Origin of the sequence: Rhodococcus sp. JS3073 (assembly GCF_026810085.1) — a bacterium.
Lineage (GTDB): Bacteria > Actinomycetota > Actinomycetes > Mycobacteriales > Mycobacteriaceae > Rhodococcus_F > Rhodococcus_F wratislaviensis.
On the sequence record NZ_CP113951.1, the window covers coordinates 7,796,635 to 7,818,145 of the forward strand.

A 21,511-nucleotide genomic window follows, 5' to 3' on the forward strand; every position below is an offset into this window, starting at 1 on the left:
GTGGTGTGTTCACGGTGTGTCGGTGAGGGTGATCAGGGCGTCGACCGCGACGAGTCCGCCGTCGACGACACACAGTGGGTTGATGTCGATCTCGTGGTATTCGGGGTGTTCGTGCAGTACTGCGATCAGGGACCGGATGGCGGCGGCGATACTCGCTGCGTCGCAGTCGAACTCCGAGCTTGCCCAGGTGGCGAGTCCGTCGATGTCCTGGGGCGTTGCCGGTAGCAGGATGGTGTGTCGCGGCGCCGAGTGATCCTCGGCCCGGGCGCCCCCTGCGCCCAGGACGACGGCGGTGCCGTAGATCGGATCCCGCACTGCGCCGAGTGCGATCTCGGCACGATGCTCGACGAGTGGTTGGGCGACGAGGCGCGCCTCGTCGTCGACGCAGGATCTGTTCAGGCGGGCGTGTATCTCGGCCGCCGCCGACAGCAGATCCGCTCGTGCGATATCGATGCGCAGCAACCCTAGGTGGGCACGGTGAGGTGCCTGGCTCGAGTCGCCCTTGACCACCATGCGTGTGCCCGCCCAGTCGGCGGCCTCGATAGCGGCGACGACGCCTTCCGGGGTGGTCGCCGCAACCATCGGAACATGGCGGATCCCGGCCTCGCTCAACACCGGAGCCGCATGCAGTTCGGTGAGCACCCTCCGAAGTGCGGGGGAGCGCCGGTCGCCCCGGTCTTGTTCGACGGGTTTCGTCGACGCGGGACGAACTGCCATCGAGGTGCGGCGCACGAAGGCACCGATGCTCGGAATCACGGTCTCCGGGCGTCGAGAACGCGTGATCTCTCCTTCCGGGGCCCCGGCCCAGATGAACCATGTCGGGGTCGCCGTGGCGGCGCACGTCTCCGCGATGTCCCGGAAGTTGTCGACGAAGTAGTCACCGAAAGTCAGATAGACGACGACCGCGTCGATTTCGTCGGCCTCGTCGAGCACCCCGATGAGGGCATGGAAGCTGTCGAGGGAACGGAAGAAATTGCCACCCAGATCGATCGGATTGAGATCGCCCGCCTCGACTGTCCCGATTTCTGCGATTCGCCGCCGCGTCGGCTCTGACAGGGGTGGGATGCGGGCGCCCATCGTGGTGAGTGAATCGGCGAGGACGCCGCCGGCACCGCCGGACATGGTGAGCACCGCGAAGGCGGGCGATTCCGGAAGTCGGCAGCCCTTCCGGCCGCACAGCACGGCGTCGACGAGTTCGTCGTCGGTCCGGACCAGCAGAATCCCTGCCTGCGTGCAGAGCGCGGACAGGAGCGTGTAGTCGCCGGCGACCGCTGCGGTGTGTGACAGTGCGGACCGCCGACCGCCCTCGCTGCTACCCACGGCCAACGCCACCACGGTCTTGCCCAGCGTGCGGGCACGCTCACCGAGTTCGCGGAGTCCGGCTGCGTCGCGCACACCCTCGAGGTAGAGCACGATCGTCTCGACCTCGGGTCGTTCTACGAGATACTGTCCGAGGACGGCTGTGGTCAAACACATTTCGTTTCCGACGCTCGCGTAGTAGGTGTAGCCGATCTCCGCCTTCTCGAGTAGGTCGGCGAGGACGAAGCCGAGAGCCCCGCTCTGCGTGATGATGGCCACCGGTCCCTCGGTGCGCCGGGATCGGCCGAGGAATCCGCTGGTGGACAGCTGGATGCCCGCCGCATGGTTGACGATGCCCAGACAGTTCGGCCCGAGAACGGCCATGTCACCCGCCGCCTCGCGTAAACGCTGCTCGCGCAATGTGTCGCCCGCCTCGGAGAATCCTGCGGAAAACACCACAGCCGCGACGACGCCGATCGCACTGGCCTCGGCGAGCACGCCCGGCGCCGCGTCGGCGGGGGTCGCGACTACCACGAGATCCGGTGGCGCATTCAGTTCGGAAAGGGATCTGACCGACACCACGCTCGGCGACTCGACCGCCTGCGGTCCGACCGCGACGAGTTCACCGCTGAATCCGCACGCGAGGAGTCGGTCGAGTGTCAGTCTGCCCCAGGACAGCGGCTGCGTCGCAGAGACGCCGACCACGGCGATGGACTTGGGTTCGAACAGCGTATGGAGACGGTGCGAAGGAAAGGAAGGGGGCACAGCAGTGGCCCTTTCGAATGGTGGGGACGGTGGATGCAGTGCGCAAGAATGGGCTTTACGAGGAGGAGGTCGTCCGCAGGCGCGCCGCGTCGCGTCCGGGGCGGATGAGAGTCGCGCCGACCAGTGCGGCGGCGACGCAGACCATGGCCACCACCGCGAACCCGTTGTTGTAGCCGGCCGCGGTGTCGGAGGCGGACTCGAGCAGGTTACCCATCACGGTGGGTGCGATGACTCCCGCGAGCGTCGAAATTCCGACGCCGACACCGAGCACCGCGCCGCGCTGACGAACCGGTGCGATCTCGCCGGCGAGGGTCTGCGTGATCGCGAATACCGACGTCGGCGCTCCGAGCCCGATCATGAGCAGGATCAGGCTGCCGATCGGTGAGTGCACCATCACGCCGGCAAGAGTGCACACGCCGCCGCCGAATACCAGTGCTGCACTGAGCATTCCCCGTGACCATGTCGTCGTGATTCCGGCCACGGTGAGGCGCTGCGAGAGTATCCCGGTCCCGAGGATGAACAGGCCTGCGACGGCCCAGAACACGGCCGTGGCGTTTCCGGCCCCGGTCATCGAGAATCCGCGGGATTCCTGGAGGAAGCGCGGCAGCCAGGCCACCGAGATGGCCAACCCGAAATAGGCCGCGAAGCCGAGCGCGAGGCTGCCGATGCTGGTGCCGGAGAGGAAGATCCGCCAGTAACTGGTGTGATCCTCGATTGCGGCGTCTGGCTCGGGCTCGGCCGGTGCGGGTGCCGCTTCGGCTCCGTAGGGTCCCTCGCTCCGCACGAGGAGGGCCCACGCGGCGCACCACACCAGTCCCAGGATCGCGACGGCGGCGAAGGCTTCCCTCCAGCCGAGGTGGACTATCACCCACGTCAGTGCCGGGGCTGCCAGCAAAGTGCCTACACTGCTTCCCAGCGCGAGGACGCTGCTCGGCAACTGTCGCCGGCTGTCGACGAACCACTTGTGTAGCGAGTGGTTGGCGAGACCGAATGCCGGGCCCTCCGCCGCGCCGAGCACGATTCGCGACGCGAACAACACCCCGATCGACGTCGTCCAGATCATCGGCGCCTGCGAGAGCGACCACACCACCGCGAGACCCACCAGCAGCCATCGAGTGGGCACGCGATTCGCGAGGACGCCGATCACCACGGCGGAGATGCTGAAGAGCAGAAAAAAGCTGCTCGCGACGTGCCCGTATTCGGCAGAATCGAGTCCAAACGTCTCACTCATCGGCTTCGCTGCGAGCCCCATGACCGCCTTGTCTGCGAAATTGATCAACATGAAGACGAACAGCAGACCTGTCACCAGCCACGCCCGTCGCGTCGACGGCGCGGTGGGCGCTGCCTTCGCCGGACGCCGGGACTCGATTTCACCAATCGACACGTTCAGCCTCCCTTGTGATCCAGCTCTCATCGAACTGGGGAATGTACCCAGTCTCCGACCGGCCGATCCCCGGAACAATCACCGCTTTCCACACCGACGCGACTATGGTGGTGTGACATGTCACAACCACTCCCGCCGCAGCTGCTTGCAGCGCTCGGGCGAGCGGAACGCCGTCTCCCCGAAATCTCGGCGCAAGCGGTGGAGCGGTACGCGCAGAGCTCGCCGCACTACGGCGAAGGATTCACCACCGAACACGTCTATCCGGTGATGGCGCGTAACTGCCGGATCTTCGGCCAGTTCCTCCTGCGCGGAGCCGCGGGCGCTAACGAGGACGCACAAACACAGCTCGATACCCTTGCGGCAGCCGCACAGGATCGTGCCGAGGACGGACTACCCGTTACGGATCTCGTCGACTCCTATCTGATGATCGTCGACATGATCTGCCAGGCCGTCCTCAGTGAAGTGTCGGCAGCTGACTCCGCCGGAGTGGGCGCCCTCCTGGAGGGCATGTTCGCGCAGGCACGCCGGGCCGTCTACACGGTGTCCGATGCGCACCAACAGGAGTTCGAGGCGGTAGGAACCGAGACCCGCGAAGCCGCCCGCGACCTCGTCCGGGAATTGATCTCCGGGCGGCCGGGCGCCGAATTGGCGCAACGACTCGGCACCCGGGTCGCTCCGGCCTACGTCGTCCTCGCGCTCCACCTGGGTGAGCACCCCGCCGAGCCGGCAGCAGACGAAGTCGGGCGGCGTATCGCCGGTCGACGCAAGGCGCGACGAGTCCAGCAGGAGATCCGGCGCACCCTCGGCGGTGACGTCCTTGCCGCGCTCGAACGCGACGAGGGCATGGTCCTCATACCGGCCGACCCCGGCCCGAGCACCGCCTGGCTCACCACGATCCAGGCGATGATGCCCAGGCTCGAGGCCGTCGCCGGCGCGACTGTACGAGGCGGGGTATCCGCGGCCGCAGCGACCGCCGATCTTCCGCGCGCGGCCGCGCTGGCGCGGAACTTGCTCAACCTGGTCCGCGCACGCAATGATCCCGGTGCGCTCGGCGTGCTGGACAACCTCCTGGTCGAATACCAACTGGCACAGCCCACCGATGCGCGAACCTCGCTACTTCGGGTCATCGAGCCACTGACACCGTTCCCCGAACTCGTCGAGACACTGCAGCTGTACTTCGACAACGACTTCAATCGCAGGCGCACCGCGCGGGTGCTGCAGGTCCATCCCAACACCATCGACAACCGGCTCGCCAAGATAGCCGATCTCACCGGCACCGACCCGCGATCCTCGCGGGCCCTGATGCTGCTCGGATCGGCACTCACCCTGGCGAACCTGAACCTACCCGGGGCGTAGCGGCAGGTGGATCGCTCTCGAAGAGCTCTACTCTCGCACTCCGAACTGGACGCCCTCTCGATGCGCAGCGGAATGGATTCGAGCGGGGCGGCGATGTGACCGACGTCTGCCGCGACGGGATGCGATCGAGCACCGTCACCGGTTCATCTCGTGGCGGATCGCGTCCTGGACTCTCCCGTGAGCCACCGCGATACCGCCGGCGATATCGGTCAGTGTTCTCCGATGCTGCAGGCGCAACGGGTCGTTCAGTGCGCCATCGTGCAGGTGTTGCCGATGGGGAAAGACCGGGCGTTGCTCGGCCGTCACGAGGTGCCGGTTGAACGTTTCCGTGAGCTGCGACAGTTCGTTGAGTCGTCGGTAGACGTCATCGCTGGCCACGACCTGCGCCTGGCCGAGCAGGGAATCGAAACCGTCGCCGCCGATCTGCCCCGCATCATTCGGGTGCGATGCAGCCGATGTCGTTGCGGTGGCCGCGAGGCGAGCTGTCATTCTCAGCAGGTCGGCGTAGATCGCGAGCCGCAGCTTCACGAGTTGGTCTCGGCGCGCATTCCTGCTGCGCAGGCGTTCGGTGATCCACGGTGAGACCGCAGTGCCGACTATTCCGGCCACGCCCATCCACATGACCGCATTCACGATCGGTCTCCCGTCTCTTCTTGATTTCGTGCCGACGGCCCGCCTTCACGGACGAATCTAGTTGTACGACAACCGACCAGCCCGACACCGCCGCGTCCATACGCAACGCCGGCGGGCGTCGGGCAGGACCGGCGACGCCGAGCATCAACCTTTCGCCGCGAGAACCCCGCCGGGGCAATCATTCTTCGGTGTCGCCGAAGATCGCCTTGGCCTCGAGGTACTCCATCAGGCCGAACTTGCCGAACTCTCGGCCGTTGCCGGACTGCTTGTACCCGCCGAACGGCGCATCGAACACCAGCGGGGCACCATTGAGATGAACCATTCCCGTCCGCAGCTTCCTGGCGACCTTCCGCGCGCGCTCCGGATCACTCGACGAGACCATCCCGGACAGCCCATAGGCGGTGTCGTTCGCGATGCGGATTGCGTCGGCCTCGTCCTCGTAGCCGATCAACATCATGACCGGGCCGAAGATCTCCTCTCGCGCGATGGTCATATCGTTCGTCACGTCCGCAAAGACGGTAGGCCGGACGAAGTAGCCGGTGGACAGTCCCGCTGGGCGACCGACCCCACCAGCGACGAGCGTGCCGCCCTCATCGATGCCGGTCTGGATCAGGCGCTGCACCTTGTCGAACTGTGCCTGTGACACCAGCGGACCCACGGTCGTCCCCTCGGACTCGGGTTGTCCGACCACGATCGACGCGGTAGCGGCTTTCGCGATCGCGATCGCTTCGTCCATGCGGTCCGACGGAACCAGAATGCGCGAACCTGCGTTACAGGACTGGCCCGAATTGACCACCACACCCAGCACGTCTCGGGTGATGACTTCGTCGAAGTCCGCGTCGTCCAGCACAATGTTCGCCGACTTGCCGCCGAGCTCCTGGGCGACGCGTTTGACCGTTGTCGCAGCGTTGCGAGCGACCTCGATGCCGGCACGGGTAGATCCGGTGAACGACACCATGTCGATGTCGGGGTGCATCGACAGTGCGGCTCCGACGGTAGGTCCGTCACCCTGGACGAGGTTGAATACACCGGCAGGGACACCTGCCTCATGAAGTATCTCCGCGAAGATGATCGCATTGAGTGGCGCGATCTCGGACGGCTTCAACACCATCGTGCAGCCCGCGGCCAGCGCCGGCGCAACCTTCGCGGCGATCTGATTGACAGGCCAGTTCCAGGGTGTGATGAACGCACAGACACCGATCGGCTCGTGCACGACCGTTGTCGTGCCGACCTTCTCCTCGAATTCGAACTCACGGAGCGCATCGACGGCCGCGGTGAGGTGCACCAAGCCGGACGGTGCCTGAGCGGTCGTGGCCAGTGAAGTCGGTGCGCCCATTTCCTGGGTGATCGTCGACGCAAGGTCGCCCATTCGCCGCCCATAGACCTCGATTACCCGATCCAGTAACGCAATCCGATCGGTACGTGTCGTCGAGCCATAACTGTCGAAGGCTCTGCGGGCGGCCGTGACGGCGCGGTCGACGTCCTTCTCGTCGCCCAGTGCGATAGTGGCGACGGTGTGCTCCGTCGCAGGGTTGACGACGTCGAGCGTGTCCGTGCCGATCGGGTCGACCCACTCGCCGTCGATGTACAACTTCCGGGTGTTCTCCATGGTGCTCCTTTGGTCGGCTGTAGAAGGTGAGAAAGGTTGGGTACCGCATGTGGCGTGTGGCCTTCGGGTGAGTGCGACGGTGTCCCGTGTTTGCACCGCTCTCGCGTCCCGGAGCCCTGGTTGGTTTGCGTCGGAATGTTTCCGGCGCCTGATAACGATGACTCACCGCAGCTCGGACGTCTGTCCGCCAGCCGGGCACACCGAGGGATGAATGCGTTGTCCCCCATCCGGGGGACAACGCAACCTCGGGTCGAGCGATGACGGAGAATTGTGCGGTCTATCCAGCCCCGGGCGCGGGGTTACCTCGATGCGCTGACCGACGACGACAGCGCGGGACGACGAAGTGCAGCCGCCGCCATCGTGAGCGCCACAGCATCCTCCGCGAGCGCGGCCTGCCAGTCCGGCATCCGCCTACCGGCCCACTGCCGCCACCACGCGCCGCCGAACGAGCCCGCGAGGGCACCGACAGTCCCGATGATCAGGGCCGACGCCGTGTCGACCCGGTCGCGGCGGGAAAGCGCCGCGGCGCCCCCGCCGCCTGCGATGAGTCGTCCGGTGAGCGCAGGCGGCGAGAGACGTGACGGTACGTTCGGGTTCTTGTCGGCGACCAGCTCGCCGCCGACGAGCGCAGTCGCGCCAACGAGGCGGACCCGGTGCACTGAGCCCGGGGCACCCGACAGCAGCGCCGCCGCGATGCCGGTGGAACTGCGGAGACCGCTCGCCACGCCGATCACGGCCGACCGGACGGTGCTCGACCGTTCCGCCGCCGGGTCGGTCCGGTGCCCCGTGGTCTCTTCCCGCTGTCGCAGCACGGTGGTGACGGTGGCGCCGTAGACGAGATGCGGCACGATGTCGCTGAGCCAGTCCTGGGCGGTCCACTGCCGCGGGTCGCTGATGCCGCGCAGGGCGATCGGGATGTCGGTGGCTGCCATCGCGGCGAGACCGATCCCGATCGTTCCGGCAGTCGGGGTCAGGTGGGCGCCGGCCCGGCGGGTAAGGGCCGCGGCGACACCGAGTCCCGTGCCGACGGCGATCCCACCGAGCGCCCCGAACGCCGACCGCCGCGCCGCGAACGCGTCACCGCGTCCCGGTATCGCGACGCCCAGAGCGGATGCAACGGACTCGACCGTCTTCTCCGGGACGGTGCTTGCGGGGCGGCCCCGGATCGCCATGTCCAGGTAGGTGACGGCGTCGAGCATCGTGGTGCCCGCGGCACCGGCGACGATGCCGGTCGTGACAGCGTTCATCGACATGCCTCTCTCGCGTGATCCGACGACGGGGTCGCCCTTCCCCGCAGCATCCCCCGGCGGCGTACCGGGCAAACGTGGGCTGGGGATCGGCGGGGGGTCTGCCCGTCGGGCAGGCGGATGGAAGGGGTCAGCCACCCGGCCGCACCCAACGAGTCAGCGGCGGCCTCGCGGACCGAAACGGTGGCGTCGCCGACGAGGTCGGTGCCATCGCGAACGCGGGCGACCCTTTCTTGCCGTGCGGACAGAGGAGTTCGTCGTGATCGTGCCTATCGGTCTGCTGACCCGAGCGGCGAAGGGTCCGTGTCGACGCCGGAAATCGTGTGGCGCAGCCAAGCGCAGCCCCCGCCAACGATCGGCATCAGCTGGCAGGGGCGCTACACGGACAAACCGCACGTAGTGACGAGCGGCGCATCAGTGATCTTCGTGAGCCCGAGCATGGAAGTCCAGAGAGTGTGATCCATGCCATTGCACAAATTCCTGCACCTCTTCATTACCGACCGGTAAGTGCAATTTCGGAGCTGTCTACGGTGCATGTGAATCAGGTGGCGCTGCCGAGTTTGCGATCGGCGGGAGTCGGCGGCGAGTTGCTCGCAGCCATGCTTGGGATCGAAAGAACAGGCGTCATGCTGTGACGTAGAACACAACAATTTCTGCGAAGAATCGTGGACCTCGGGAATGAGGTGTGGCCCGAACTGCTGGATGCGTTGCGTGCCACAGTCTTTGGCACCGTTGAGTGCGCCGGACTGGGCATCGGCGTAATCGTCCCGGACATAGGGAAGTTCCCCGTACCCGGCATGTAGGCGCGCTCGGCTTGTCGTCCTTCGCCGGTGCCGGTCGTCGGAGTGCAACGCCAGGCAGTAGTTCCGCGATAGAGCTGACGGGGTTGTGCCCGTGGGTCCGGGTGATCGATGAACGGCGCCTGTGACGGGCGGCGTGTGGTGTGGAAGGAACGGGAATGCTCGGGACGGGTATGGGCGCGTTGGTTGGCCTACTGGTGATTGTGCTGCTGGTGGTCCCTGTCTCGTTCGGTGTGGCGGCACGGGCGGATGTGAAGGCCCGCCGCCTCTCGGAGTGGCGGGACTCCGATGCGGACCTGGGGCGGTCGGTCGCGGTCGCGGAGGTGGCTGGTCGGTGTGATCAGTGGCGGCGGCTCGCAACGCGGGCGTGGCTGATCTGCGGTGGTGCCTCGCTGGTCGCAGTAGTGGTCGTGGGTGTACTGATCTGTGTCGGGTGAGGACGGCGTGGACCGGGACCGCGCGATTCCTGGTTCGCAGCTGTCGGCCGAGCTGACGACGTCGAGCCCGGGCCTCCGCGTGTCGCCGGAATCCGACACCTCTCGGCTGCAGTGACGTCCGCGTCCTGGGCTCGTCCGGGAGTGCGGTGAAGCCCCCGGTGAGCCGAAGCGGCCCGGTCGGAGTGTTCTCCGCTCCGGCCGGGCCTCGCCGGGACGTGCAACAGGACACCGCCGCGCGATCCCTGATCGCGCTCGTTACGCGATGCGATATCCGGGAAACAGCGCTCTCGAGTGGGCGGTCCGGGTCCGCGCTGGTGTACCTGAGGTGGTGTGCCTGGCCAGTGTCTCCTCGGGCGTTGACAGTATTCTGAAATTTCTCCACCGGATCGGAGGATCGCGGTGTAGCGAGCCAATCCTCGCTAGCCAGTGAGGATTCGGCAGGCGGAGACTGCATCGGCGACCTGTATTTGGTGTGTGCTGGTGCGAGGAAATGGTAGATCCGCCAGCGGGTCGCATCGTGGTGATGTGATCCACGCCACATAAGTTTTTCAGTGTCGGCTCGGGACAGCACCCGGAATTCGGCCTCGGGGTTGGCAAGGTCGTTTCGGTCGCGCCCTGACCCGAAGACTTCTCCGGTTCACACTGTCTGCCATGTGAAGCCGTCGGGGTCGGTGAAGGGTCCGGCATCGCTGCTGATGGCGATCCGGTGGGCGCCCGTGCCGTCGGGGGAGACGCCGGCGTCCTTCGCGAGGGCGCGGCGACCGTACAGCGCGAGCTTGACGTTCGGGCCGGTGGCGAACTCGACGTATTTGCGTCCGAAGCTTCTTGTCACTTCCAGCCCGTGGTCGAGGTAGAACTGCTTGCTGATTTTGACGTCTTCGACGCCGAGCAGCAGGACGAGGTCCTCGATGTGCCGGGTGGCCGGCCCAGTGTTCTTCTTCGACGATGTCGCGACTTTCCATAGTGCTCCGTCGGGGCCCTGTACGACGCCGCCGTACCCCCACAAGCTCTTCTTGGCTGGTTTGATTGTGGTGCCGCCATTTTCGAGGGCAGCCCCGACGTAGGCGTCGACGATGTTCGGCTGGGACACGACGAGGGAGAGGGTGTAACCGCGGAAGCCGGTGGTCGGTGCGTCCGTGTCGCGGGCGCTGAGTGTTCATCCACGCCGAGGGCGGCGTGGAAGGCTTTCAGGGTGGTGGGGTCGGGGGTTTCGAGGGTGAGGGATTCGATGTTCATGCGAGTGACGTTAGTGCCGCCCGCGGGTAGGTGCTTCTCGATTCCTGATCAATGAATCTCTCGGCGCAAACCCGGTCCTCGAGGTCCGGGATAGCCGATCTGGTTTGTCGGACTGTGTGGGGGTCACGGCGGGGAAGTGGTGAAGCGACGTTCGAGTTCCGTTTCTGTCCGACCGGTGTCCAGTGAGCCAGGTCTTGTTCCGTGCCTGTGCGGTGAACCGGCGGTCGACGAGTCTTGTCAGCTGTTCGTCATCCCGATCTCGTGCGACGCCGACTCCTACTACCTCGTCCGCCGCATCCTCGCCTTCGTTGCCCGTACAACGAGAAGGGGAAAATGATCGGCGAACATGTATATGAGGACGCCAACTCCAAGGTGGTCACGAAAGTACGCGACGAGGACATCATCACCGCGCCACGCGCCGCGGAGCTACTTGCCCCGCTCATCGAGAAGTACGGCGTGCCGGAATGATCGCTGAGGTTGTCTGATGGAGGCGCCGGAGCACACGGCAGGACCGTCACGAGAGCAGTGCGCTCTCGTGACGGTTGTGGGGGCTCCGGGCTACGGCGTGCACCGTGTTGTGACGAGTGGCGACACATCCGTGGCCCTCGGGTGTCGCTGTTCTCAGGCGCAGTCTCGGCAGATCAGCTGCTGCGTGTCGGCGAGGCGGCTTCGGTGATGGACCAGGAAGCAACTGGTGCAGGTGAATTCGTCCGCCTGCTTGGGGATGACGCGGACGGTGAATTCTTCGCCGGACAAGTCGGCGCCGGGTAGCTCGAAGGACTCTGCGGTGTCGATGTCTTCGACGTCCACGGCGGGTGACTGGGATTCTTTCCTGCCGGCCGTCAGCTGTTCGAGGGACGTGTCCGTCGACTCGTCGGATTCGGTGACTCTCGGTGCGTCGTAGTCGGTGGCCATGGCTGTTCTTTCCTCATGCTCTGCGTGTTCGGATCCGCCAGGGTAGAGGGTCCGGCGCAGTGACCTACGCCGGGGGTCATGGGGTGCTGTGGCCGCACGACGACACCGGTGTCACTCACCCGCCACAAATGCGGTCGCCCCGTCCGGTGCCTGGGCGCCCATCTGCCGAAGTGACCTACCGACTACTGGTAAGCGATGGCGGCCTCGGTGGCGATTCGTTCCAGGCGCGGAGGAGGTCGTTGCACAGGGTTGTCTTGTGGATCCGTAGACGCTCGAGGTCTGATGGCCTCGGAGCCATCGCGGCTTGGAGTAGAACTAGGAACCTGCTCCGTTGTACGCCGAATTTGATGAACAGTTCCTCGGAGTCGGCGCCGCCGTAGGGAGCCCACTCGATGCCGAAGGCGACGAGCGCCCGATCCGAGGGGCTGATGGATTGCACGCTGGCGAGTAGATCGCAGGCTCGCAGGGACTGCCGTAACCAGTCGAGCTCGGGCGAGCCTGCGGGAACGCCAGTCGCGGCCCGCCGCCTGTGGGCTGCACGGATGGTGATTCGCTTGGGATGAGCTCGACAGGGGTTGTTGGTTTTCGCAGCGGGTGGGGTGGGTCTTGCCGGTGACGTCTTCGGCGGTGGAGCGGGGTTTTCGAGCATGGAGGCCTCTAGCGTGGGAAGAACTGATCGGGTGTTTCCATAGTCGTGGTCTCGGGCATATCCGGAACCGGCCATCCGGCGGGGTGGGGTACCTGTTTTGTTACGGGCCGGATGCCCGCTGCGGCTCGGCAGGGGATTCTCGGGCCGGCGTCGACCCGGCCACCACGCTGGCGTGTGCGGACCTCGTCCGAATGGACGCTTCAGACACCGTCACACGAAATACGTGGGACAAGAGACTATTTCGGTGACAGCGGGATCGCGCGGGCGCCGGCGGCGTCCGGTGGAACGGCTTGCCGCGAGTCGTGAAGACCTCCAGCGGCAGGAGGTGCTCGCCGCCTCCTCGCCAACGCATACCAAAACCTCGACGGTGGATTGTGTGTGGGTATGGGTGCTGTCGTCCTGTGATCGTGACCGTATCGGGATTCCGGTATCGGGTGCACCAAGGGTCTGCACACAGGCCCCGAGCAGCGACGGCATGCCGGTCACGCACAGGAATCGGCGGGACACGATCGGGCGACGGTGACTTTCGTCGCGGCTGGCAACAGTGGCCAGGAGCCGCGGCGCCGAAGGAGTGTCCGGGAGCAATGGCGGTGCGGATCGTGTCGGGGGACAACCAGGCGCAGCCCCCGCCAACGATGGGTATCAGCTGGCAGGGGCGCTACACGGTCAACCTGCGCGTAGTGACGCGCGGCGCATCTATGATGTTCGTGAGCTGGAGCGTGGAAGTCCAGGGAGTGTGATCCATGCCATTGCACAATTTCCGACAACCCCGAATTACCGACCAGTAAGTGCGATTTCGCAGCGCCACAATGTGGTCCGGAATGGGTTCGGAGCCGCTCGCCCATCATTGTTGCTGATGGCCGCCTGCCAGTCGGGCCCCGCAATAGCTGTGCCCGACAACCTCCCCGATCTGGACGGGGCAGCGAAATACTGGGGAAACTCAAATCGGACACCGGCCGTGTGATGTAGAACACAGCGAATTCTGCGGGAGAAACCTGGCGCTTGGGGATGGTTGGTTGCAACCCTGAGTCGAGACCAAACCTCCCAACTCAAATAAGGGTATGGGTGTCGGTATTTCGGCCGATGTGCAGGTGCCGAAATCGGTCGAGTGTATGCGGTGCAACGTCATCGACGTGGCAATCCGGAACTCCTGCACCTGAAAGAAGAGTTGTGATGGCACGGATCACCGATAGCCTGGGCGCCAATCTGCTGAATACGTTGCGCGTCAGTGTGGTTGGAACTGTTCTCTACGCCGGGTTGGTCATGGGCGTGGTTGTGGTGGCCGTGTGGAAGTTCCCGATGCCCGGCCTGTAGGCGCAATGACGTGTGGTCCTTCGCCGGTGCCGGTGGTTGATCGCGCGCGTCGTAGATTGTGCATCACTAATTCGGCTCTGGAGCGGACGGGGGATCGGCTGCGCCCGTGGGTCCGGGTGGCCGTGATCGACGCGCGGCACCTGCGCCGGGCGTCGTGTGGCGTGGAAGGAAAGCGGATGCTCGAGACGGGTATGGGCGCGTTGGTTGGCCTACTGGTGATTGTGCTGCTGGTGGTCCCTGTCTCGTTCGGTGTGGCGGCACGGGCGGATGTGAAGGCCCGCCGCCTCTCGGAGTGGCGGGACTCCGATGCGGACCTGGGGCGGTCGGTCGCGGTCGCGGAGGTGGCTGGTCGGTGTGATCAGTGGCGACGGCTCGCAACGCGGGCGTGGCTGATCTGCGGTGGTGCCTCGCTGGTCGCAGTAGCGGTCGTGGGTGTACTGATCTGTGTCGGGTGAGGACGGCGTGGACCGGGACCGCGTGATCGCTGCTCTTCGTAGAGGAGCGTGCGTGAGCCGGCTCCTGGGACTCGGCACTGTCCCAGCTAGGTCACTCCGGTTCGATCTAGGTCAACGCCGCCTGGCGCTGGTTCATCGAATTCTGGACTGTGCGCCGCGTACTTGTCGACTTCACCGAGGCACAATTCTGTGCGAACGAATGGGCTAGCCCGGGTGTAATCATCGGCGTATGCATGGCTTTCATTCTTTCCCTCTCTGTGGCGAGGCCCCGATTTTCGAGGATTTCTCAGTCCCGACTAAAAGTGTGAGTATCCATGAACTCTCGCGAGTATCGCCGGTGGCGTCAGAGACGTCGCGCCGCTTGGATCCAAGCGAACCGCACCCCGCAACCATCCCGACCCTGAAGCGGAGCACCTGATCGAATTCGCCCTGATGTGGGCACCATTCGGTGGTGCTACCGAGGAGGAAATCCTTGTGCGCTTCGGAATGACCGCGCGCCGTTTCATCGAGCGGTTGTGGCAGGTCATTCCCGAATCGGACTGTGCCCAAGACGATATTTGTATTTTAGCGACTGTGTACCCCCACCACCGCCGCACGGGCGGGCCAAGCAGCTAACGGTCCGACCGGTCCCACGCTTGCGATGTGATCCTTCCGGTTTGGCCTGAGGACGCCCGTAGAGGGACCGGTGGACGATCCGTGGCGCCGAGACCGAGACCGAGACCGAGTACGCGGGAAGTTGACGTGCACTGCGTCGCAATCCGGCGGCGGTGCGGGTAGGGATCATTCATCCGACGGTTGTATTCGGCGCCGTGCAGGGGACTTGGACGTCTCCTGCCCAGTGGGATCCTGCGGAAGTGCCTCGACCGGTTCAACCGTTCATGTGCGGTACGGCGTGTGTCGTCTGTGGCTACGGGTATGGCGCCCGCGCGGCGAGTCCCTGTGCGGCTGCCGCGGCACGCACGGCGTCGATCACCAGTTGCAGTGGCGGTCGGTGCGCTGCTGTCCCGCGATGGGCGATGGAGATCGTCCGCATGAGCGGTTCGGTGAGCGCGACGACGTCCATTCCCGGCGGGCGCAGAGTCAGTCCGAGATCGGAGACAAGGGTGACGCCCAGGCCCGCGGAAACCATTGCGAGTGCAGTTGCCTGCTCGCCGACCTCATGATTGATCCTGGGTTCGAATCCGCAACGCTGACAGGCCAAGCGCACCGCGCGGCCGAAATGCGAATTGGGTCCCGCAAGGATCCAGGGATGCTCAGCGAGGTCCGCCAGCGCCATGGTTCTCGCGGATACCGTGCCCGGAGGCAGCGCTGCGTGCAGCCGCTCCACCGCGATCACCACTCTGGTCAGCTCCGGGTCCCATTGCATCGGGTAGTCGGAATAGTTGATCACGAACGAGAAGTCCAGTGAGCCGTCCCGTACCGCGACTGCGGTGTCCTCCGGCGCGAGTTCCTTCGTTCGCACCTCGATGCCGGGATGCTCGGCGGCCAGCAACGTCAGCGCACTCGGCAGCAGGCTCGACGCGACGGACGCCCACACACCACCGGTCAATCGGGCGGTGACCCCGTCCTGCGTTTGTTCCAGGGCAGTCGTCGCCCGGTCCACCGATCGCATGATCTCCTCTGCGTGCTCGGCGAGGAGCAGACCGATCTCGGTGAGCTGTACCCGCCGACCGCGCCGCTCGAATAGTTTTGCGCCGACGTCGCGTTCGAGCTGGGTGAGCTGTTGGGATACCGCGGATGTGGTGTAGTGCAAGGCCTGCGCCGCGGCTGTCACGGTGCCACGGCGGTGCAACTCCCGAAGCATCCGCAACCGGCGCAAAGACAGCTCCATGCCTCCAGCCTATGCATCCATTCCGAACCGTCCAACCTGCCACGCGTTGCCCTGTGTAGAAAGCGTGAACGCAATCATTCACGATCCTTAACTGGACGCCTGGTCACCAGCGCGCGCACGCTGGCGTCATCGGCTGAGTGGTCGTGGAAGATGCGTTTTGACGACGATTGGGGTAACTCGAGGTGACCACGACGACGGAATGCGGGTTCGGGCGCAACCCCGAGCACCGAGCGTATGACTACCGCGAGAACACTGCGACGCAGCGTCGGGTCGATGTGGCGACCGTGCGCAGCGGTGAGCCCCTGTTACGTGTGACGTGGTCTGATCCGATCACGGGAGCTCGTGGTTACCTCGTCGTGCACACATTGGTGTCCGACCTGGCAACCGGGGGCACTCGAATGCGGGCAGGCTGCACGATGTCGGAAGTGGAGGATCTGGCCAGAGGCATGGCGGCCAAGACCGCGGTTTTCGACCTGCCTGTCGGCGGCGCGAAGGGTGGCATCGACTTCGACCGGAAGGACCCCCGTGCCGTCGGTGTTCTGGAGCGGTTCTGTCAGGCGATGCGCCCGTGGCTGGCCGCGCACTGGGTGACCGCGGAGGATCTGGGAGTGCCGCAGCATCTGCTCGACGACGTCTTCGCGCGGCTCGGCCTTCAGCAGTCCTACCATGCGGCGATCAGCCGTGCGGAAAATCCGCAGAGGACTCTGCGCCGGGTACGGGCGGCGTTGAACGCCCCGGTGCCCAGCGGGTTTCTGCTGGGCGATGTGATCGGCGGTTACGGAGTCGCGCAGGCCTGCATCGGTACGGTGAAAGCATGTGGCTGGGTTCCGGCCGACACGACGGTGGCGATCCAGGGCATCGGCACCATGGGGGGCGGCGCGGCCTGGTATCTGTACGAGGCCGGTATGCGCGTGATTGCTGTCGCCGACGCCCTCGGCACGCTGTACTGTCCCGACGGCCTGGACGTTCCCGCGCTGCTCGACCTGCGGGACGGCTTCGGCGAGATTGACCGTTCTCGCGTCCCCTCGCATGTTCAGCGGTTACCGAGCGCGGCTGTGATCGCCACTGCGGCAGACATCCTCGTCCCGGCCGCGATCTCATACGCGATCACGACGGATAACGTCGACCACGTCGCCGCGAAAGTCGTGATCGAGGCAGCGAATGCCGCGACAACCCCGCGGGCCGAGGCGGTGCTCACCGGGCGGGGCATTCCGGTGGTCCCAGACTTCGTTGCCAATGCCGGAGCAGTCGCCTGGGCCTGGTGGGTACTACTCGGTCAGGTCGGCACCGACCCCGAGGACTCGTTCCGGCGGTTGCGTACTGAGATGCTGGCCAAGGTGGCGTTGCTGCTCGGGCAATGGAATTTGGACGGCGTGGCGCCACGGCAGACCGCGTGGGACCTCGTCGCGGCCAACCGCAGCGCGTCGGCCCCGGCCGATCCTCTGGCAGTGCCGCTCATGATCCAGTGAACGGCGGGCGATCAGCGACAGAACACCGGGCCGCCGGGTAGGGGACTGTCACTTTCGATCGGCAGATCGCCAAGACACGACAGCGAGGCTCGGCCGGCGTCATCGATATCATCCTGTCCCTGTCGGCAAGGACTGACCACCGGGGAACTCGTCTCCCACTTCGACGACGTTGGCCCCCGCATGCGGGAGGTACCCCAGGCGCAACGGTCTCGAAAGAAACGCTCAGAAAAATTGCCGACAAGGTACGACGCCGAGATCAGACTTGTCGTCTGTTCGGCGAAACGCGGCCGAGAATCTCAATGCTCGCTACCGTCGGGCGGTGCGGGCGCCTGGGCACCGCCCGAACGAACAAGCTGCACTCGCGTGCCTGTGTCTGGCCACAGGCCCGGGACTCGGTGGAAAGGAGCGTTGCACGCTTTCGCGACCGCATTCCAGGGACGCACCATCCCGGAAGAAAGTTAAACCCATGCGCCAGAACCAGATCCGCCGACGCTCGGATTGTCCTGTGCGGGGCGGCGTGAACCAGGTCTCCGGCGACAATTGCGTGGACCATTGGCTCTGTTGTGTGGACGATTGGTCCCGTATTGGGTAGCGCATTCTCGGAACAATCAACGGATGACAACAAACACCGCGCCGAGAATCCTCCCCTCACGCCGCTCTGAGCGCGCTGGGTGGGCGGGGGTGCTCATCCTCATGGCCACCAGCTTTACGCTGGTGCTCGCTGAATTTCTTCCGCCCAGCCTGCTGACGCAGATGGCAGCCTCACTCGACATCACTGAGGGTCAGGCGGGGCAGACGGTCACCGCGACCGCGTTCATGGGGTTCTTGGTGGCCCCCGTCGTTGGCATGATGTTTCCCCGGCTGGACCGGCGAACGCTTCTGACTGGGGTTGCTCTGACCGCTGCGGTTTCCAACATTCTGGTCGCCGTCGCACCCAATCTCGTGCTGTTGCTCGTCGCCCGGTTGATCCTTGGGGCCGCAATAAGCGGATTCTGGGCAATGTCGCTGGCGATCGTCTCCCAGCTGGTGGCACCGGAACGCCTAGGGCGTGGCCTTATGCTCGTGAACGGTGGCACCACCGTCGCCACGGTGGGCGGCGTGCCCTTGGGTGTCTACCTTGGCTCTGTGTTTGATTGGCGCGTGGTGTTTGTCGGTGTGGCCGTCGTGTCGGTGCTGGTCGCTATCTCGTTGCGCGCCGTGTTGCCGGCAATTGCCCCTGCCACCACCACGGGGTTTCGCGAATTGGCAGACACCCTCAAAGTACCCGGCCTGTCGTTGGGTCTGGTGGGGCACGTACTCACCGTCCTTGGCCACTTTGCCGCGTTCACCTATATTCGGTTGGCATTCGAGCAAGTTCCCGGCATCGGCGCGGGCGGAATCGCGGGATTGTTGGCCGCGTTTGGTATCGGAGGCCTTGCCGGAAACGTCGTCGTCGGGCTGCTCGTGGATAAGAACCTGAACCTGATGCGTTTGGTTGTGCCCGCACTCATCGGCTTTGGCATCGCTACGGTTGCGCTCTTCCCTGGACATTTCTGGGCAGTGGGGGTGGGTGCGACAGCATGGGGTATTGGATTTGGGGCTTGGTTGCTAGTGGTCAGTACGTGGATCGGGCGGCTCGCTCAGGATCGGATGGAATCCGTAGGCGGGCTGATCGTGACCGGATTTCAGATTGCGATCACTCTTGGAGCTGGACTCGGTGGCGTGGTTGCCGATAACGCTGGAGTCCAGGCGACGTTGATTGCCGCCGCACTTGCTTCTCTCGTGGGTGGAACCTTGTTCCGAATGGCCAGGACGACGACAGCAGCAAGCGCGGAGGCATAACCGGACCTATAGGGCAGGAAGTAAGAGGGACCGTTGTTGTCCGCGCCAGACAGCTGGCGCGGACCCGGTGTGCCGTCGAAAGGCGCGCCTGAAACCGGCCTCAGATTCGTACCCGAGGCGGTGAGCGGTTTCTACGATGCTCAGCCCGTCACGGATCAGAAGCGTTTTACCGGTCTCCATTCGAACTTCGGTCAGATACGACGCCGGGGTTCGACCTACCAGAGTGGTGAAGCGCTCCGCGAAGGCGGATCGAGACATGGTTGCCACCCGAGCCAGGGTCTGCAGAGTCCAGGCATCCCCGGGGCTCTCATGGATCGCATCGAGTGCGCGTGCGATGAACGGGTCCGACACCTGATGCAGCCACCGCTCGGGAGCGCAGCCAAGCTCCGCCCAAAGCCGGATTGCGGCCGAGACGATGGTGGTGGAAATGAGGCTGCACACCACTGCATCTCCTGCCCGACTGAAATCGGAAGCGTTAGCTTGTCCGCTGAGCATGCCCTCGATGAGCATCGCCATATTCGGTTCACGTACAGAGAACTCCCTCACCACCAGAGTGTTGGGGAAAGTGCCGAGAGTCTGAGCTGAGCCGCCGGACGGCAGAAACCATGCGTTGATAACGTTGGATTCGCGCTTGGCGCGGATCTCAGCTCGGTGTGCTCGCGGGTAGATGATTAGGTCACCGGTGGAAAGCTCAGTTCGTTCTTTGCCAACATGGAGAGCTGCAGTTCCTGCAGAAATGTAGGAGAACCCGGCGGAGTCATGCACCCGCGCGACTCGTTCACCCGGCGCCAGCAACTCACGCTGTGCGGCCTGAACTGGCCAGTCCAGCGAGGCCAACGCACGATCCAACGCCCCCATCTGCCGAGGCTCGTTATCCAATGCTTTGAACACCGTAGTGCAAACTCCGTAACCGTCTGAGAATATTCCTCGACCGCCCCCAGAGCGGCCGTGTCGGCCCTCCGTTGGAGTAGGCACGTCTACCAGGCGGCCGAAAGAAGTGAATTGATTATCGAATCTGCCTCGCGCCCACAGTATGTGCTCAACGCGGAACGATGTTCGGCATCGAGGATGTCGAGGACATCGAGGCAATCGCCTTTCGTCATGCAGCTCGACCAGGCGCCGCGTACGGCATGGCCGAGGACGAAGCTTGTGCGACTGTGCGGAGCCGGGGGTGTCCAGAGCTCAGGAAACAGGTACGCCCAGGCGGTTCGTGCGACTCCTCATCAAGGCGAGTCGAATGTGCTTGCACCCCGTATCTCGTAGAAGATGCTGTCGGACTGCCTCATTGGCCTTGTCCTCGCTTGTGGTAGGGGTCTTGTCCGGGTCTGTGCACGTTTGACCTGTTTCGATGGCCGGCCGTGCGGCTGGCGCTTTAGGTGCGCGCATATTAATAGTGCACTAATAGATAGGGTACACTACATGTTGAGCTGGGCTTGATCGAACGAGGTATCGCTGCGAGTAGTGCGATGGTGAGAGTGCTGCACGCAGACACGAAACTGCCGCCGGTATGGGTGTCATCACGGCGGCGCCGTCGGTGAGTTCGGCAAAGTCCGAGTGCGGAGTGGCCGCGGCCTGGGGGCGGGTTGCCGGGTCATTTCTCACGTCGGGCGCGTCCGAGATCGCCGCGGAGGCGGAGGCTGCACCATCCCCGACAACGTTTTCGAGTAGTCGACTGCTCGCATGCGCGACGTTAGCCTTGACGGAAGAAGTCCCGTGCAGTGCCCGTCCATGTGCCGCGCTTCAACGTGCAGGGAGTAGAGATGCCCGATCGCAGCCCTACCACGACCCCTATCGCTCCACCGAACGACGTCTCCAACGCACAACTCGTCGAGTGGGCTTTCGACCGGATCAATGCCCAGGACGTCGACAGCCTGCGCAATTTCTGGACCACCGATACCACCGTGAACTTCCCGACCGGGACCTGTCGCGGGGCCGCCGAGATCGCCGCCTACTTCGACCAGGTCTTCGCCGCTGTCACCGACTTCGCCTTCGAGCTCGTCTCGATTGCCGAGTCCGGCAAAGACGTCTTGGTTCACTGGCACCTGACCGGACGGCACGTCGGCACCTTCGTCGGCATCGCGGCGACCGGGCGGCGAATCGACTTCGAGGGATTCGATCACTTCGTCATCGAGGACGGGAAGGTCGTCACCAACACGGTGCGCTACGACCAAATGGAGTTCGCCCGTCAGATCAAGCTGCTACCGCCTGACGGATCTGTTGCGGATCGTGCGATGAAGGCCGTCTTCAACGCCGGAACGCGTGTTGTCGGCATGGTGAGACGCCACTAGCCC

Annotated in this window: 15 protein-coding genes and 3 pseudogenes; 9 read left to right on the forward strand and 9 right to left on the reverse strand. The window is 64.9% G+C overall.

Annotation, left to right across the window (positions count from 1 at the left end):
• Positions 1 to 9: 9 nt before the first annotated feature.
• Both OYT95_RS35605 and OYT95_RS35610 read right to left on the reverse strand, forming a co-directional pair.
• Positions 10 to 2,004: an acetate--CoA ligase family protein gene (locus OYT95_RS35605; RefSeq protein ID WP_268790284.1), complete on the reverse strand. Its 1,995-nt coding sequence runs from the start codon at positions 2,002 to 2,004 to the stop codon at positions 10 to 12.
• 115 nt (positions 2,005 to 2,119) lie between these two features.
• On the reverse strand, positions 2,120 to 3,448 hold the full coding sequence (locus OYT95_RS35610; RefSeq protein ID WP_255221346.1) for an MFS transporter: 1,329 nt from the start codon (positions 3,446 to 3,448) through the stop codon (positions 2,120 to 2,122).
• A 117-nt stretch (positions 3,449 to 3,565) separates the two neighbouring features.
• Here OYT95_RS35610 and OYT95_RS35615 point away from each other — a divergent pair, with 117 nt between their 5' ends.
• Complete coding sequence (locus tag OYT95_RS35615; protein ID WP_037227155.1) at positions 3,566 to 4,804, forward strand: PucR family transcriptional regulator; 1,239 nt, start codon at positions 3,566 to 3,568, stop codon at positions 4,802 to 4,804.
• 135 nt (positions 4,805 to 4,939) lie between these two features.
• Here OYT95_RS35615 and OYT95_RS35620 read toward each other — a convergent pair whose 3' ends face one another.
• From OYT95_RS35620 to OYT95_RS35630, 3 genes are all read right to left on the reverse strand, one after another.
• Positions 4,940 to 5,437 carry a hypothetical protein gene (locus OYT95_RS35620; RefSeq protein WP_037227153.1) on the reverse strand — a complete coding sequence of 166 codons (498 nt, stop codon included), beginning with the start codon at positions 5,435 to 5,437 and terminating at the stop codon, positions 4,940 to 4,942.
• A gap of 178 nt (positions 5,438 to 5,615) precedes the next feature.
• The gene (locus OYT95_RS35625; protein ID WP_268790285.1) at positions 5,616 to 7,046 is read right to left on the reverse strand and encodes an aldehyde dehydrogenase family protein; all 1,431 of its coding nucleotides are present in this window, start codon (positions 7,044 to 7,046) and stop codon (positions 5,616 to 5,618) included.
• 299 nt (positions 7,047 to 7,345) lie between these two features.
• Positions 7,346 to 8,293: a hypothetical protein gene (locus OYT95_RS35630; RefSeq protein WP_268790286.1), complete on the reverse strand. Its 948-nt coding sequence runs from the start codon at positions 8,291 to 8,293 to the stop codon at positions 7,346 to 7,348.
• Between the two features lie 958 nt (positions 8,294 to 9,251).
• Here OYT95_RS35630 and OYT95_RS35635 point away from each other — a divergent pair.
• The gene (locus tag OYT95_RS35635; protein ID WP_268790287.1) at positions 9,252 to 9,530 is read left to right on the forward strand and encodes a hypothetical protein; all 279 of its coding nucleotides are present in this window, start codon (positions 9,252 to 9,254) and stop codon (positions 9,528 to 9,530) included.
• A gap of 637 nt (positions 9,531 to 10,167) precedes the next feature.
• On the opposite strand, the pseudogene OYT95_RS35640 reads toward OYT95_RS35635, so the two are convergent.
• Positions 10,168 to 10,766: pseudogene (locus OYT95_RS35640) on the reverse strand (glyoxalase).
• 265 nt (positions 10,767 to 11,031) lie between these two features.
• Between OYT95_RS35640 and OYT95_RS35645 the strand changes: the two are divergent.
• Positions 11,032 to 11,234, forward strand: a pseudogene (locus OYT95_RS35645) (hypothetical protein); the annotation flags it as partial.
• A 153-nt stretch (positions 11,235 to 11,387) separates the two neighbouring features.
• Here the strand turns inward: OYT95_RS35645 and OYT95_RS35650 are convergent.
• Positions 11,388 to 11,681: a DUF4193 domain-containing protein gene (locus tag OYT95_RS35650; protein WP_268790288.1), complete on the reverse strand. Its 294-nt coding sequence runs from the start codon at positions 11,679 to 11,681 to the stop codon at positions 11,388 to 11,390.
• A 1,822-nt stretch (positions 11,682 to 13,503) separates the two neighbouring features.
• Between OYT95_RS35650 and OYT95_RS35655 the strand changes: the two genes are divergently transcribed.
• On the forward strand, positions 13,504 to 13,644 hold the full coding sequence (locus tag OYT95_RS35655; RefSeq protein ID WP_268790289.1) for a hypothetical protein: 141 nt from the start codon (positions 13,504 to 13,506) through the stop codon (positions 13,642 to 13,644).
• Between the two features lie 176 nt (positions 13,645 to 13,820).
• Positions 13,821 to 14,099: a hypothetical protein gene (locus tag OYT95_RS35660; protein ID WP_268790290.1), complete on the forward strand. Its 279-nt coding sequence runs from the start codon at positions 13,821 to 13,823 to the stop codon at positions 14,097 to 14,099.
• Between the two features lie 907 nt (positions 14,100 to 15,006).
• Here the strand turns inward: OYT95_RS35660 and OYT95_RS35665 are convergent.
• Positions 15,007 to 15,930: a LysR family transcriptional regulator gene (locus OYT95_RS35665; RefSeq protein ID WP_037227136.1), complete on the reverse strand. Its 924-nt coding sequence runs from the start codon at positions 15,928 to 15,930 to the stop codon at positions 15,007 to 15,009.
• Positions 15,931 to 16,112: 182 nt separating this feature from the next.
• On the opposite strand from OYT95_RS35665, the gene OYT95_RS35670 reads away from it, so the two are divergent.
• The 3 genes and pseudogenes from OYT95_RS35670 (at position 16,113) to OYT95_RS35675 (ending at position 19,220) form a co-directional block, all read left to right on the forward strand.
• Entirely contained in the window at positions 16,113 to 17,399 is a 1,287-nt protein-coding gene (locus OYT95_RS35670) for a glutamate dehydrogenase (RefSeq protein WP_268790291.1), read from the forward strand.
• 243 nt (positions 17,400 to 17,642) lie between these two features.
• Positions 17,643 to 17,861 (forward strand): annotated as a pseudogene (locus OYT95_RS44795) (transposase); the annotation flags it as partial.
• A 153-nt stretch (positions 17,862 to 18,014) separates the two neighbouring features.
• A complete protein-coding gene (locus OYT95_RS35675; protein ID WP_268790292.1) occupies positions 18,015 to 19,220 on the forward strand; it encodes an MFS transporter in 1,206 nt (401 codons plus the stop codon).
• Between the two features lie 6 nt (positions 19,221 to 19,226).
• On the opposite strand, the gene OYT95_RS35680 is transcribed toward OYT95_RS35675, so the two are convergent.
• Positions 19,227 to 20,111 (reverse strand): helix-turn-helix domain-containing protein, encoded by an 885-nt coding sequence (locus OYT95_RS35680; RefSeq protein ID WP_156046518.1) that lies wholly within the window; start codon positions 20,109 to 20,111, stop codon positions 19,227 to 19,229.
• 869 nt (positions 20,112 to 20,980) lie between these two features.
• Here OYT95_RS35680 and OYT95_RS35685 point away from each other — a divergent pair.
• On the forward strand, positions 20,981 to 21,508 hold the full coding sequence (locus OYT95_RS35685) for an ester cyclase (RefSeq protein ID WP_037227459.1): 528 nt from the start codon (positions 20,981 to 20,983) through the stop codon (positions 21,506 to 21,508).
• Positions 21,509 to 21,511 lie beyond the last annotated feature (3 nt).